The following is a 13,549-nucleotide window of genomic DNA, read 5'->3' on the forward strand; positions in this document are numbered from 1 at the left end:
AATAGCGGGTTCTAAACGAATGACTTTGACAATACTGAATAACGCAACAACCGTGCAAATTAAACTCACCCCTGCACCACTGAACAACAACAATTGCCAAGGTAATTTAAACGCCAAGATAGTATGGCGCATGGCATAACCAAAAGCCGCCGCTAACCCTACGCCTAAACCATAGCCAATACTGCCAACCATTAAGGCTTGCAATAAAATCATTTTGAGTAAACTGAGATTACTCGCGCCCATCGCTTTTAACACACCAAATTGGCGTAGATTTTCTTGTGTGAAGTTATAAAAGGTTTGACCGGCAATCGCCGTGCCGATGATAAATCCCATGGTAATGGTAATGCCGAAGTTAATCGGAATACCGGTGTTCTTCATAAAATACTCATAGGTTAATTGTTTAAAACCCTCTTGCGTATAAGCGGCTAAACCGGTTTGCGCCGTTATACGTTGAGAGAGTTGCTCTAAATCCTGGCCGGCTTTGGCTTTAACCAGTACAAACGATAATAACTTTCGCTCTCTAGGCGCATAGCTTTTGGCGCGTGAGTATGTGGTATACACAACCGGTTGTGATTGAAACGTGCGCGTAACTTTAGCAATGCCAACGACGATAGCGCGGCGGTCATTCAATTCTAAATTATCGCCGATTTGTAACGGGATATTGGCTGCGTCTGGATTAGGGTTGGGCTTGCCGAGTTTATCGCGGGCACCGTCTATATCGACAATGACCGCATCGCTACGACGTAAATCGTTTAATGTGCCTTGTAACATCGTGGCAGGGCCGCCGATTAAGGTCGCGTCATCTAAACCAATCACATTACACGTTTTGAAACGTACCATCCGCTAAACGGGCTTTTAATAAGCCTTTATATAGAGGCATAGCCCACTCTACACCGCTAATCCCTCTCACCCGGTAGAGTTCTGTTTCTTGTAACGGCTTTATGTCGTCGATAAATTGCACTTTAGCATCCATCACCCAAATATCAGGCAAGCCTAAATCTGAGATAAAACTGTATGAGCGGGCCATTAAACCAACAAAAATCGCCGGTTGTTGCGTCATAATCAGCGAAGCAAAGGTTAAGCCCATGATAATGCCTAAATATTTGCCTCTATCACCCATGAGCATTTTTAATGCAATATGATTCATTAAACCTCCGCCAGTAAGTTTAATCAGGGGTTTTGTGGGTTAATGCGGCAAGAGAAAAACGCCATACATGCTCAGCACACGCATTAATCGCTGCCTCACCGGCTATCAATTCTGGAAACATCTGCTCAATAATGGGTCGAGAATGTTTATAGACTAAACATTGACCAACAATGCTTAGTAGCGTGCGATTAAGCGTCGCGGTATCGGTGGTTTTTCCAAGTATGACTTCAATAATCTCTTGCAAAACCCTGCATTCAGGCTGAATAGCATGATTAATAACATCGCTTAAGGCCTTGGTCGGCTCGACCATTTCACGCGTGATGAGCTTACTGTATTTGCCCAAGTCACCCGTATCCATAAGCCTGTGTATGAAGTTAGTGATAAAGCTGCGTAAACGTAATTCAGGCGCTAAACTCTTATCCATCGCCTGATTTTGCGGATAACGCTCTCGCATCATTGCAAACGCATAGCTTAACGTGTGCGCATAAAGCACTTCTTTGCTACGAAAATAATAATTAACTGCGGCGACATTCACATCGGCTTGCGTACATATTTCGCGAATAGTGGCATGTTTAAAACCATGTTCGGCAAAAACATTAACAGCCGTTTGCAATAAGCGCTCACAAACAGCTTCTTTAGGTGGTGAAATTAACAATGCTTCCATGGTCAGTCAATTAATATCAAACAACTGTTTAAAACGATTGTATAACATAGTCTGAGGTTGGCAAGTCTGTTGCGATTTATTTTTATTCGCTGTTAGTCCTAAGCATTGAGTTGGCATATAATGCGCGCCTTAGTTTTTTAGGTTTTTTCAACGAGAGAGTATTTATGAAAAAAATAATGTTTACCGGCTTATTAGTGTCATTCTTTGCAATGAGCACTGTTTATGCACATGGCCCAGTCAGACAAAAAGCAGAAGAAGAAATCACTATTAACGCACCTGCGATTAAAGTATGGGGCATTATCAACAATTATGACGACATGTCTTGGCTACCAGGTGTAAAAAGCACTACCGCTAACAAAGGTAATAGCAAAGGCTCAGTTAGAGTCATTACGTTAGATAATGGTGGCACCATTACCGAAGAACTTAAAAAATATGATGAAAGCTCAATGAGCTATTCTTATAAGATTACTGATATGAGTGTGGCAAAAACCATTAACCATGCAGGTGTTGATGAAAAAGTCCCGGTATTACCCGTCGACAATTATGCGGCTAGCATTGAAGTTGAATCCAAAGGCGATACCAGTGTCGTCGCATGGAAAGCAGCGTATTATCGCGCCTATATGAATAACAACCCGCCAGCGGAAATGAACGAAGAAGCGGCCAATACCGCAGTGACTACCCTGTTAAAATCGGGTTTAACGAACTTGAAAATGTTAGCAGAAAAATAAGGTTAACCCGTGCTAAAAACTAATGCTGTCGTATTTGGCTTACTTTTATTAGCCGCATCAACATTTGTTAGAGCGAATGCTTTAGCGGTGGTCACGAATCAGCTTAGCGAGTCGGTGTCACTGATTGACACCGACAGCCGACAAGTCATTGCAACAATCCCCGTACCCGGCAAACCGGCTGGTGTTGCCGTTACCCCAGACGGCAAACGCTGCTTTATCAGTACGCCTGAAGCTGAAGGCTTCGCGGTGATTGATTTAATGCAACGCAAGCTCGTACAAACAGTCAACGTAGGCCCAGGCGCGTTAGGCATCGCGGTCAGTCCTGATGGTCATAAGCTGTTTGTCGCGGATTGGTATCATAATAGCGTTGCAGTATTAGATACCCATGAATTTAAGCGATTAACCACGATAAACGTTGGTGAGTCACCGTCAGGTTTAGCGATAAGTCCTAATAATCGCTGGCTTTATGTCGCTAACCGCATGAGCGATTCGGTATCTAAAATCGATTTAGCTGATTACCACGTAACAAAAACGGTATCGGTAGGTAAACACCCGTTTGGCATTACCTTAGATAGTAGCGGTTTAAAACTCTATACGGCTAATGTTCAAAGCGATGATGTAACCGTATTAGATGCAACCACTATGGCCGTCTTAGCCACTGTGAAAGTCAATTTATTGCCTTATGCTGCAACGTTGGCATTAAACGACAGTCGCTTATTTGTCACCAATCAAGATGACGGCTCAGTATCGGTAATAGACACCGATACATTAAAAGAAATCGCCTTGCTGAATGTAGGCGATAAACCCGAAGGTATTGATACCCATCCCAATGATAGGTCGGTTTACGTGGCAAATTGGTTTGATGGTACGGTTTCAGTAGTCGATGCTAAGCAGTTAAAAGTTATCGATACCATTAAAACAGGTGAAGGCAGTCGTGCTTTCGGCCGGTTTATAACAACGCATTGAGTGAAATTATGGCGGAAACAGTAGACGAGTTAACAGTAAACTATATCGATAATGGTGTACAAACCGTTAAAGAACTCGATAAAAAAGTCTTAACCAAAGGCGCATGGGCGACCGTGATGTATCGTTATCAAGACTGGGATAGAGCTAAAGAAGCTTATGGCCCTGATAAGTACACAATACGCCGCTACCAAAAGCGCAATGGTGAATATCAGCAGAAATCGAAATTTAATATTTCTAGCAAAGACCAAGCACAAAGCATTATTACAGCGTTACAAGAATGGTTAGGCGATTAGGCTTAGCGAATCTGGTTTTTGAATATAACCTTTTAGCACCAACAAAAAGGGCTACCAACTTAAAACGGGACAATACCAAGCCGGGACAGGTTGTTTAGAGTGAAGGTGTCGGCAGCAGGGATGCTGCCGCCAAGCCTACAGGGACGTATTTACGGCGCCCTTCACTCTGAATGACCTGTCCCGGCTTAAGTAGGTAGCCAAAACCGAAACAACAACTTCGTAAAAATTACTGCTCGGCTATTAACCAATCGGCTAATCGTGAGCGTAATCTTAAAATAGCTTGCGTGCTGATTTGGCACACACGCGATTCACTAATATTGAGTACTTCACCAATTTCACGTAAATTCAGCTCATCGTCGTAATAAAGCGAGATAACTAAGCGCTCACGTTCAGGGAGTTCGGTAATCGCTTTAGCTAATGCTTGCTGAAATCCACCCCGGCTAATATCTTCAATGGGCTGCTGTCCTTGTTGAGTGACTTCTTCCAAATAGTGGTCACCGGCTTGCGCTAACTCTTCAACGCTAAACATGCGACAGCTACTAGAGTCTAATAAAATGTGATGATATTCTTCTAAGCTAATGCCTAAATGCTCAGCAACTTCACTGTCTTTCGCTTCGTAGCCATTTTTTGCTTCTAAAGTCCGAATCGCCTCAGTAACCATTCGCGCTTTTTTATGAACCGAGCGCGGCGTCCAATCCGAACGCCTAATTTCGTCTATCATCGCGCCACGAATACGAATGCCTGCATAAGTATCAAAGCTTGCGCCTTGGGTAGCGTCATATTGTTTAACAGCTTCTAATAACCCTAGCATACCGGCTTGTATTAAGTCTTCCACTTGTACTGAATCAGGTAAACGATTCAATAAGTGATAAGCGATGCGCTTAACTAGCGGAACATGTTGCATAATCATCTCATCGGTGCCGCCTGTTTTCACCGATGCATACATTGCTACCCCGCTCATGCTGCATACTCCTCTGAGCCATACTGAATCATGCGCTCAATAAAAAACTCAATATAACCACCTGCTTGCGCTTTTAACGGCCACTGTTCAATTTTACCGGCAATGGTTTTTAATGCTAATGACGCTTTACAACCTGGAAACGCCTCCAGCACAGGGGTTTGTTTTTGTACCGCTTTGCGTAAATACTCGTCATACGGCACCATGCCTTCATACTGTAACGCAACATCTAAGTAGGCATCGGTTACTTTGGTCAACTTTTGAAATAAACTTTGACCTTGCTGAATCGACTGAACCATGTTGGCAATGACATGAAAATGACTTAAACCATAATCACGGTTTAATAATTTTATAAACGCATAAGCATCGGTTAATGAGGTAGGCTCGTCACAAACAACAATAATAATTTCCTGACAGGCTCTAGCAAAATTAACGACTGAAGCCGAAATACCAGCCGCTGTATCGACCAGCAGCACATCTAAATCTTGATCAATCTCACTAAACGCATGGACAACTGCCGCTTGTTCTACTGTCGATAATTCTGCCATTTTCTGAATGCCAGAGGCACCGGGAATCACTTTCAAACCGCCCGGCGCATCTAACATAATGTCAGCCAAACTTTTTTTCACCGGTTAACACATGCGATAAATTAAATTTAGGATATAAACCTAATAAAATATCGACATTCGCTAAGCCCATATCAGCATCTAATAAGGCGACACGTTGGCCTTTTTGCGCCATCGCAATACCTAAATTAACGGATAGATTAGTTTTACCCACACCGCCTTTGCCGCTGGTTATCGCAATAACACGTACCGGTTTGTTTTTTTTCAATTTACGCAAGCCGGCTGCTTGGTCGATTTGATTATGCATAGCCTTGAGCCATCCAAAGATTATCGTTAACCTGTTCAGTATAGTCTGTTTCTAGCTCCAATTCAGCAACGCATTTTGCAATCAGCGTACGCACACACGGTTTATGCATATCTTCGGGTACTTGCTGACCATCGGTAACAAAAAATAACGGTAAATGGTGCTCTATAATGCTAGAAAGCGCAGAGCCTACACTGACGGCTTCGTCTAATTTAGTCAAAATACTGGCTTCGGGGGCAAATATTTGAAACGCATTAATAATCTGCGTTAACGCTTTATATTCAGTCGCTGCTGACATGACTAAATAGGATTTCACCGGTATATCGCTTTGTTTTAACAACTTAATCTGTTCCGCTAATTTTAAATCACGCTGACTCATGCCGGCTGTATCAATTAAAATTAAACGCTTATCAGCAAAACTATGAATTACATGGCGTAATTCGCTAGGACTGGTCGCAATTCTAACCGGCACATCTAAAATCCGGCCATAAGTGTTGATTTGCTCATGGGCACCGATACGATAATTATCAGTAGTGATTAAGGCAACTTGCCTAGGTCCATGCCGCAAAATAAATTTAGCCGCTAATTTAGCAATCGTAGTGGTTTTACCGGCACCGGTAGGTCCGATTAATGCCGCTATTCCGCCTGTTTCTAATAGCGAATCTTCCGCCAATGGAATAGCTCCTGCCAAGACCTCTTTGGCTTTGTTAAACGCATGTTCAGCGGATGACTCGTCCTGCAAACGATTGGCAATTTTCATGCTTAATGATTTTGCAATCCCCATCGTGATTAATCGTCTTAATACCTCTGTTTTGGTTGAAGGGGCTTTATGCTGCCCTGTCCACGCAGTACCTAGTTTACCCTCTAAAGCCAGGCGTAACTCCTTCAATTCTTTATTCATGTCCAGCAGCAAGCGCTCAGAAAAGCTTTCGGATGGCTCAAGCGCTTTATGACTAACCTGAGTTGCTTGTGGTTTAACAACGGGCGGCTCGAATTTAGTAATACGGGTCGGTTCAAGCATACCACTGTTCTCAGCTTTAGCGCGTAATTGCACTTTTTCAGCATAACCTAAAAACTGCTCCGCTTGATGCGATTTAGCGGTGGTTTGCGCTTTGTTTAAGCGTTCTTGCGCATAAGTTAATGTTTCTAATTTTTCCGCAACTTTCTCCGCGAACGCTTTATTTTCCTGCTTATTATCCGGCATCCCTGGTTTGCGATGACTGCTGAGTAAATGCAAATGTTTTTTGGCTGCGTCAAAACCCGTTAAGGCTGATTTTTTTACCTCGGGTTCCGGCATAGGCGGCTGCTCTGGTGTAGCGGGTGTTAATTGTTGTAATGCTTGTGCGTCAAAATCCTGTGCCGCAACAATTTCGACACCACCATCAACCGTACGGTTTGACATAATCACTGCATCAGGGCCTAATTCTTCTTTCACCATACGCATTACTTGGCGAATGTCTTTTCCGAAAAAAGCGTTTAATTTTCATGGTGTCGATTCCTTAAGTTACGTCCTCCGTCCGACGGTTGCCACCACTTTGATTTGCCTATCAGCAGGAATCTCGGTGTACGCCAAAACATAGAGGCTTTGAATGGAATGGCGAACAAATCGGGCCAGCCAAGGCCGAACATAAGCAGAGACTAATAAAATTGGTGTTTGTCCTTCCAATTCAATTCGTTGCACACTATTTTGCAGTGATTGATGCATTTGCTCTGCTAAGCCCGGCTCTATGCCTACCCCGGTTTCGCTTGCCGTTTGCAGTGACTTATGCAACAACTGTTCCAAATCATAATCCAACGTAATCACTGGCACTTCTGGCTCTATACCATTGATTTCATGAATAATTAAGCGGCCTAATGCCGCGCGTACTGCAGAAGTTAAGATGTCGGGATCTTGACTCTTCATTCCGTATTCCGCCAAAGTTTCGGCTATCGTGCGCATATCACGAATAGGCACACGCTCCATTAATAAATTCTGCAACACCTTAACAACAATGCCCAATGGCACGGCCTTAGGCACTAAATCCTCAACTAACTTAGGCGCGGTTTTCGCCAAATTATCCAATAGCTTTTGCGTTTCTTCGTAGCCTAAAATTTCATAAGCATGTTGTTGTAATAAATGGCTTAAATGGGTTGCGATGACCGTTCCAGGGTCCACCACGGTATAACCTAGCGTTTGTGCGTGGTCACGCTGCATAGGCTCAATCCAAATCGCATCTAAACCAAACGCGGGATCTTTACAGGGTCGGCCTTGCAAAGTGCCAAACACGCGCCCTGGATTAATCGCCATTTCCAAATCAGGCATAATATCGGCCTCACCTAACGCAACCCCCATCAAGGAAATGCGATAACTGTTTGGATTTAAATCTAAATTGTCGCGAATATGCACAGGGGGTATTAAAAAACCTAATTCTTGAGACAATTTTTTTCGCACTCCTTTAATACGCGCCATTAATTGCCCGCCTTGGCTTTGATCGACTAACGCGATTAAACGATAACCGACTTCAAGGCCTATCACATCCACCGGCATCACATCATCCCAACCGAGTTCGGCAGGTTTAGCAGGCTCAGGTAATGTTGTCAGCTCACTGCTGGTTACCGCCTCTTCTCGATGACGGCGCCGCCTATCTAACCAATAACCCAGCCCAGCCAATGAACCGGCTAATAACAAAAATACCAGATTAGGCATCCCTGGAATTAAACCTAATAAACCAATTAACCCGGCCGTAATCAACAATACTTTAGGATTTTCAAATAATTGTGCGCTAACTTGCTGACCGATATTTTGATTACTAGAGCCAACTTTAGTGACCACTAACGCAGACGCGGCCGATAAAATCAGCGAAGGTATTTGCGCCACTAACCCGTCACCGATGGTTAATAACACATAAATCTCACTGGCTTCGGTAAAGCCTAAATCATGTTGTGCCATCCCTATTGCCAAACCGCCAATCATATTGACGAATAAAATGATAATGCCAGCAATCGCATCGCCACGGACGAATTTGCTCGCACCGTCCATAGAGCCATAAAAATCAGCTTCCGTCGCGACTTCAGCACGACGCGCTCTGGCTTCATCTTGCGAAATCAATCCAGCATTTAAATCGGCATCAATCGCCATTTGCTTACCAGGCATAGCATCTAACGTAAATCTTGCGCCAACTTCAGCGACACGCCCGGCACCTTTAGTCACCACGACAAAGTTAATAATGACCAAAATAGCAAAGACAACTAACCCGACGGCATAATTACCGCCAATCACGAATTCACCAAAAGCCTCAATGACTTTGCCGGCAGCATCACCGCCATTATGTCCATTCAACAACACAATACGCGTAGACGCCACGTTTTAACGCTAAGCGCAGCAGCGTTGCCAATAAAATGACGCTAGGAAACGCGGCAAATTCCAGCGGTTTTAATGTGTATACCACCACTAATAAAATAATCAGTGAAAACGCGATATTAAACGTAAACAAAAAATCCAACACAAACGGCGGCAGCGGCAACATAATCATTGCCAAAATCAAAATCACGACCAGCGGCGCGCCCAGCTCCGCTTTAGCCAAAAATTTGAGTCCAGACATTATTTTTGTCATGTCCATAACTTAACCACTTTGTTTGAATTCATCAGGAATATCGAAATCGCTAGGAGGAATTGGCTCAGCCCAATGCTCGGTACGGGCTGCTTTAAGCTGATAGACATAGGCTAATACTTGTGCCACAGCAAGATATAAGCCTTTAGGAATTTCTTTGTTCAGCTCGGTAGAATAATACAAAGCGCGTGCCAACGGTGGTGCTGGCAATAAAGGGATGGCAGACTCAAGCGCTAATCGACGAATTTCACCAGCGATTAAATCAACGCCTTTCGCTACTAAGACAGGTGCGCCGGCTGAATCCGGGTCGTATTTTAACGCAACGGCGAAATGACTTGGGTTAGTGACAATCACATCAGCTTTTGGCACCTCGGCCATCATTCGCCGTCGTGAAATCTCCATTTGCATACGCCGAATCCGGCTTTTCACTTCGGGACTGCCCTCCGATTCTTTCATTTCTTCCTTGATTTCTTGTAAGCTCATTTTTCAACTTTTTTGCTATGCTCCCAAAGTTGAAACGGCACATCGACGGCCACCACGACGATTAATGACGCCGTCAAAATCAATAAGCAATCGACAATTATCATTAAGCCGTGGGTCAATGCAGGCTCTAACGGCTCCGCATTTAACCCCGATAATTCACCTATATAACGGCTATACAACACCCAAGAAACGGAGGCGATTAATAAAAACTTTAATAACGCCTTACCGAGTTCAATTAAGCCATGTACGGCAAACAACCGCGCCAAGCCTTTAAATGGGTCCATTTTATCGAATTTAGGTGCAATAGCTTCCCAGCTAAACACCCAACCGCCTAACGCCAGCGGGGCAAGAATTGCCGTGACGACTAACACGGCTAATAACGGCGCAACAATCATAAAACCATCAAACATCACTTGCTTAAAATGAGCCAATACCGACGCTACATCAAAAATTGTCTCGCGGCTTAATTGAAATTCGCGCTGCATTAACTTGATAAGCGCCAATCCCATAGCTTTGCCCCATAGCAAAAACATCAAGGTACTCGCGAGTAACATCGCAAACGTATTCAACTCGCGCGAACGCGCCACCTGCCCTTGTTTTTGCGCATCTTCTAAGCGCTTACTTGTAGGCTCTTCGGTTTTTTCTTGGTCAGAATCGTCAGCCATTACAGCTGCAATAATTTTTCGATGAAATCATAAGCCTCCACTAATATCCCAGGAAACTCGTCCAAAATTGAAGGCAAGCTCAGCCAAATCAACAAAATACCCAAAAATAGCGATACCGGAAAACCAATAGAAAACACGTTAAGCTGTGGCGCAGCCTAGAAGCCACACCAAATGCAATATTAACCAGTAACAAACTCACTACTAACGGCATCGCTAACAACAAACCCGCCGCAAATAATCGGCTAGTCCACGCAGCGATAACCCAAATGTCATCCAGGCTAAAACCGACTTTTGCGATAGGCAAGCTCACAAAACTATCTAAAAGCATTTTTAATACCACTAAATGCCCATCCACCCCTAAAAATACCAGTGTTGTGACCATAACATAAAATTGTGGCACTACCGGTACTTGTTCGCCGTTACTCGGATCGACTAACACCGCAAAGCCTAAGCCCATGCTTAAGGCCACACCTTGTCCGGCGAAGACCACGGCAGCAAACACGACTTGCAAAATAAAGCCAATCACAATACCAATCAACAGTTGCTGTAACGCAATGATTAAACCGGTATAGCTAAACATCTCGACGCTAGCCATAGGTGGCAATAGCGGCATCATAAATAACGTCAAAATAATGGCGATAACAATCCGCACCGTTGCGGGTACAGCTCGCATACTTACTAACGGCATCGTCAATAGCAAAGAACTTATCCGAATGAGAGGCCAAATAAACGCAGCCACCCAGGTAAACAATTCCGTTTCAGTAATCGTTAACACGTTAGCCGATTAACACAGGGATTTCTTTAATCAAATGTTGGAAATAATCCAAAAACATTTGCAACATGGCAGGGCCCATAATGACTAACACCAACCCAATCACGATGAGTTTAGGTACAAAAGTCAGTGTGGTTTCATTGATTTGCGTCGCGGCTTGAAACATCGCAATAAGCAAGCCTACAACTAAAGAAGGGATAAGCAACGGGGCTGTCACTTTCGCCGCAATCAACATCGCATCTTGGCTGACTCGATAAATTACTTCCGGCGTCATAAAGCTCACATCACATAAAAGCTAGCGGCCAACATTTCCAGAATCAATGACCAGCCATCCGCTAAAACAAACAACATCAGCTTAAAAGGCAATGACACGACCATAGGCGATAACATCATCATACCCATAGACATCAGTACACTAGAAACCACTAAGTCTATGATTAAGAAAGGTAAGAAAATTAAAAAACCAATTTGAAACGCTGTTTTCAACTCGCTAGTCACATAAGCGGGTAATAATAATGAAAACGGCACATCATCAGGCGTGTGTAACTCGGCTTTACCTGAGACGCGCAAAAACATTTCTAAATCCGCTTCCCGCGTTTGCTTTAACATAAACAAGCGAAACGGCTCAGATGCGGTTGCTAGTGCCGTCGCTGCATCCATTTTCTCGGCTAAATACGGTTGTAACGCGTCAGTATTCACCTTATCAAACACCGGCGCCATAATAAAAATGGTCAAAAACAACGACAAACCTAACAAAATTTGATTACTCGGCGTTTGACCTGTACCTAATGCTTGTCTTAACAGACTTAGCACAATCATAATCCGGGTAAACGCCGTCATCGACAACAACATAGACGGCAACAACGTAATTAACGTCATTAACGCGACAATTTGTATGCTGACGGTATAATCTTGTACGCCTTGCGGACCTGTTGTTACGGTAACCGCGCTAATCCCAGGTTGGGCGGCTGCCACGTTGGGTAGCCACAGCAGAAATGGCAACGCTAAGCAAGCGAGCTTTATATAATGGTTAAGGTTTGGATTTAACATCTGCTTTAGCTTTTAACGCCTGGTTTAATTTATCAGCAAAATACGGAGAAACCACCGACCGCCCCGCCGGTTCAGACGCTACGCAATCATCACCCTCTAAAACATGCAAGGTTTCGATACGACCTGGGGTTACGCCTAGCACTAATTGCTTACGTCCTACTTGTAATAACAACACTTTTTCACGCAGCCCCAACGGTAGCACAGCAATCACCTTAAGCTTACCTTGAGATAAGGTTTGACCGCCAGATACTTGCTTAAATAACCATGCTAAAGCTAAAAACAACGCTAGAACAACCACTAAACCGAATAACCATGAACCAACATCGTAAGCAGCCACCCTCGCAGCAGACGTAGACTCAGCCCAACCGATTAACGGTATAGTTAGCGCGCCACTGCACAGCCCCGCTCTAAGCCAAAACATTAGGCAAGCCTGCGTACCCGTTCAGAAGGACTAATCACTTCGGTTAAGCGTATGCCAAACTTATCGTTAACCACCACCACTTCACCATGTGCGATTAATGTACCGTTAACTAATACATCCAAGGGCTCACCCGCGAAGCGGTCCAACTCGACCACCGAGCCTTGGTTTAACTGCAATAAATTCCTGATATTAATTTGCGCCCTGCCTATTTCCATAGCAATCGTCACAGGCACATCTAAAATCACATCCATATTAATTTCATCGGCAGCAATATCATGAGGCTCTTCATAGGCAGACCGTTCAAACTCCTCAAATTGCGCAGTTTCCATATCGGGATTATCCTCACTCATACCAATCTCCTTAACAATTAAATCTTCACTTTATCAACGATTTCAACAGCATAATTACCATGTGAAATGCCAACTTTGGCCTCATAAACCGGAATGCCCGCCACATTAAACTTCACCGTTTTAGGCATTTCCACCGGTATCACATCACCTTTTTTTAAGACGCACGACCTCTCTTAAGGTCATCTGCTTTTCCAGCAAAATACTGTTACACGCCATTTCGACACGTAATAACTCAGCGCGTAACTGCATTTGCCAACCGCCGTCAGTATCACCCGCATCACTACTAATCGCGACTAATAATTCCCTAATAGGCTCTAACATCGAATACGGCATCGCGATATTAATATCACCACCACCGCCTTCTAACTCAACATGTAAAGACGAGACAACAACGATTTCAGCTGGGCTGACGATGTTGGCAAACTGAGGATTGATTTCCGAGCCGACATATTCAAACGACAATTCCATAACAGGCCGCCAGGCCTCTTTTAAATCTTTAAAAATCATATCTAACACTAAACGAATCACGCGCATTTCCGTTGCGGTATACTCGCGGCCATCGGTTTTAGGATGAAACTGCCCCCACCACCAA

General features: G+C 44.0%; 17 protein-coding genes and 3 pseudogenes. 3 read left to right on the forward strand and 17 right to left on the reverse strand.

The annotated features are described in order from the left end of the window. The 3 genes from VZ94_RS01645 to VZ94_RS01650 form a co-directional block, all read right to left on the reverse strand. Window positions 1–816 (reverse strand): ABC transporter permease (locus VZ94_RS01645; protein ID WP_239649541.1); only part of this gene is annotated, 816 nt, incomplete at its 3' end. Window position 817: 1 nt separating this feature from the next. Continuing rightward, a complete protein-coding gene (locus tag VZ94_RS27655) occupies window positions 818–1,147 on the reverse strand; it encodes a hypothetical protein (RefSeq protein ID WP_239649542.1) in 330 nt (109 codons plus the stop codon). 19 nt (window positions 1,148–1,166) lie between these two features. Beyond that, the gene (locus VZ94_RS01650; protein WP_045777904.1) at window positions 1,167–1,811 is read right to left on the reverse strand and encodes a CerR family C-terminal domain-containing protein; all 645 of its coding nucleotides are present in this window, start codon (window positions 1,809–1,811) and stop codon (window positions 1,167–1,169) included. Between the two features lie 164 nt (window positions 1,812–1,975). On the opposite strand from VZ94_RS01650, the gene VZ94_RS01655 reads away from it, so the two are divergent. From VZ94_RS01655 to VZ94_RS01665, 3 genes are read left to right on the forward strand one after another with little or no spacing between them, the layout of a single operon-like run. After that, window positions 1,976–2,539, forward strand: a complete 564-nt coding sequence (locus VZ94_RS01655; protein ID WP_045777905.1) for an SRPBCC family protein — start codon at window positions 1,976–1,978, stop codon at window positions 2,537–2,539. Window positions 2,540–2,548: 9 nt separating this feature from the next. Further along, entirely contained in the window at window positions 2,549–3,505 is a 957-nt protein-coding gene (locus tag VZ94_RS01660; RefSeq protein ID WP_045777906.1) for a YVTN family beta-propeller repeat protein, read from the forward strand. A gap of 8 nt (window positions 3,506–3,513) precedes the next feature. Then, a complete protein-coding gene (locus VZ94_RS01665) occupies window positions 3,514–3,798 on the forward strand; it encodes a hypothetical protein (RefSeq protein ID WP_045777910.1) in 285 nt (94 codons plus the stop codon). Window positions 3,799–4,024: 226 nt separating this feature from the next. Here VZ94_RS01665 and VZ94_RS01670 read toward each other — a convergent pair whose 3' ends face one another. The 14 genes and pseudogenes from VZ94_RS01670 to VZ94_RS01720 all read right to left on the reverse strand — a co-directional run. Beyond that, window positions 4,025–4,759 carry an RNA polymerase sigma factor FliA gene (locus tag VZ94_RS01670; protein ID WP_045777907.1) on the reverse strand — a complete coding sequence of 245 codons (735 nt, stop codon included), beginning with the start codon at window positions 4,757–4,759 and terminating at the stop codon, window positions 4,025–4,027. Continuing rightward, window positions 4,756–5,361, reverse strand: coding sequence for a MinD/ParA family ATP-binding protein (locus VZ94_RS01675; protein WP_275575104.1), 606 nt, complete (start codon window positions 5,359–5,361; stop codon window positions 4,756–4,758). The genes VZ94_RS01670 and VZ94_RS01675 overlap by 4 nt, the downstream gene beginning before the upstream one ends. 4 nt (window positions 5,362–5,365) lie before the next feature. Continuing rightward, window positions 5,366–5,629, reverse strand: a complete 264-nt coding sequence (locus tag VZ94_RS33030) for a nucleotide-binding protein (protein WP_275575105.1) — start codon at window positions 5,627–5,629, stop codon at window positions 5,366–5,368. Next, window positions 5,622–7,097 (reverse strand): annotated as a pseudogene (gene flhF / locus VZ94_RS01680) (flagellar biosynthesis GTPase FlhF); the annotation flags it as partial. The pseudogene flhF and the gene VZ94_RS33030, both read right to left, overlap by 8 nt. A 33-nt stretch (window positions 7,098–7,130) precedes the next feature. After that, window positions 7,131–9,225 (reverse strand): annotated as a pseudogene (gene flhA / locus VZ94_RS01685) (flagellar biosynthesis protein FlhA). Between the two features lie 3 nt (window positions 9,226–9,228). Beyond that, window positions 9,229–9,699, reverse strand: a complete 471-nt coding sequence (locus VZ94_RS31440; protein WP_338040186.1) for an EscU/YscU/HrcU family type III secretion system export apparatus switch protein — start codon at window positions 9,697–9,699, stop codon at window positions 9,229–9,231. Next, window positions 9,696–10,364, reverse strand: a complete 669-nt coding sequence (locus tag VZ94_RS31445) for an EscU/YscU/HrcU family type III secretion system export apparatus switch protein (protein ID WP_338040187.1) — start codon at window positions 10,362–10,364, stop codon at window positions 9,696–9,698. Before VZ94_RS31445 ends, VZ94_RS31440 begins: the two co-directional genes overlap by 4 nt. Beyond that, a pseudogene (fliR, locus tag VZ94_RS01695) lies at window positions 10,364–11,052 on the reverse strand (flagellar biosynthetic protein FliR). Before fliR ends, VZ94_RS31445 begins: the two are co-directional and overlap by 1 nt. An 88-nt stretch (window positions 11,053–11,140) precedes the next feature. Then, entirely contained in the window at window positions 11,141–11,410 is a 270-nt protein-coding gene (gene fliQ / locus VZ94_RS01700) for a flagellar biosynthesis protein FliQ (protein ID WP_045777911.1), read from the reverse strand. A 5-nt stretch (window positions 11,411–11,415) separates the two neighbouring features. Continuing rightward, window positions 11,416–12,111: a flagellar type III secretion system pore protein FliP gene (fliP, locus tag VZ94_RS01705; protein WP_439097687.1), complete on the reverse strand. Its 696-nt coding sequence runs from the start codon at window positions 12,109–12,111 to the stop codon at window positions 11,416–11,418. Between the two features lie 55 nt (window positions 12,112–12,166). Then, window positions 12,167–12,607, reverse strand: coding sequence for a flagellar biosynthetic protein FliO (gene fliO, locus VZ94_RS01710; RefSeq protein ID WP_052700105.1), 441 nt, complete (start codon window positions 12,605–12,607; stop codon window positions 12,167–12,169). Beyond that, window positions 12,607–12,957, reverse strand: coding sequence for a flagellar motor switch protein FliN (gene fliN / locus VZ94_RS01715; protein ID WP_082081299.1), 351 nt, complete (start codon window positions 12,955–12,957; stop codon window positions 12,607–12,609). The genes fliO and fliN overlap by 1 nt, the downstream gene beginning before the upstream one ends. 17 nt (window positions 12,958–12,974) lie before the next feature. Continuing rightward, the gene (locus VZ94_RS27665; protein ID WP_239649546.1) at window positions 12,975–13,100 is read right to left on the reverse strand and encodes a FliM/FliN family flagellar motor switch protein; all 126 of its coding nucleotides are present in this window, start codon (window positions 13,098–13,100) and stop codon (window positions 12,975–12,977) included. A gap of 1 nt (window position 13,101) precedes the next feature. Continuing rightward, window positions 13,102–13,549, reverse strand: a 448-nt coding sequence (locus VZ94_RS01720; RefSeq protein ID WP_500684245.1) for a flagellar motor switch protein FliM, incomplete at its 5' end; no start/stop codon positions are given.

It is taken from the genome of Methylocucumis oryzae, from assembly GCF_000963695.1.
Classification (GTDB): Bacteria; Pseudomonadota; Gammaproteobacteria; order Methylococcales; family Methylomonadaceae; genus Methylovulum; species Methylovulum oryzae.

What these genes read in the sequence shown, in the direction of transcription:
- VZ94_RS27655 (WP_239649542.1), bottom strand. Translation starts at nt 1,147, where the DNA reads ATGAATCATATTGCATTAAAAATGCTCATGGGTGATAGAGGCAAATAT.
- VZ94_RS01650 (WP_045777904.1), bottom strand. Translation starts at nt 1,811, where the DNA reads ATGGAAGCATTGTTAATTTCACCACCTAAAGAAGCTGTTTGTGAGCGC.
- VZ94_RS01655 (WP_045777905.1), top strand. Translation starts at nt 1,976, where the DNA reads ATGAAAAAAATAATGTTTACCGGCTTATTAGTGTCATTCTTTGCAATG.
- VZ94_RS01665 (WP_045777910.1), top strand. Translation starts at nt 3,514, where the DNA reads ATGGCGGAAACAGTAGACGAGTTAACAGTAAACTATATCGATAATGGT.
- VZ94_RS01670 (WP_045777907.1), bottom strand. Translation starts at nt 4,759, where the DNA reads ATGAGCGGGGTAGCAATGTATGCATCGGTGAAAACAGGCGGCACCGAT.
- VZ94_RS01675 (WP_275575104.1), bottom strand. Translation starts at nt 5,361, where the DNA reads ATGTTAGATGCGCCGGGCGGTTTGAAAGTGATTCCCGGTGCCTCTGGC.
- VZ94_RS33030 (WP_275575105.1), bottom strand. Translation starts at nt 5,629, where the DNA reads ATGCATAATCAAATCGACCAAGCAGCCGGCTTGCGTAAATTGAAAAAA.
- VZ94_RS31440 (WP_338040186.1), bottom strand. Translation starts at nt 9,699, where the DNA reads ATGAGCTTACAAGAAATCAAGGAAGAAATGAAAGAATCGGAGGGCAGT.
- VZ94_RS31445 (WP_338040187.1), bottom strand. Translation starts at nt 10,364, where the DNA reads ATGGCTGACGATTCTGACCAAGAAAAAACCGAAGAGCCTACAAGTAAG.
- fliQ (WP_045777911.1), bottom strand. Translation starts at nt 11,410, where the DNA reads ATGACGCCGGAAGTAATTTATCGAGTCAGCCAAGATGCGATGTTGATT.
- fliO (WP_052700105.1), bottom strand. Translation starts at nt 12,607, where the DNA reads ATGTTTTGGCTTAGAGCGGGGCTGTGCAGTGGCGCGCTAACTATACCG.
- fliN (WP_082081299.1), bottom strand. Translation starts at nt 12,957, where the DNA reads ATGAGTGAGGATAATCCCGATATGGAAACTGCGCAATTTGAGGAGTTT.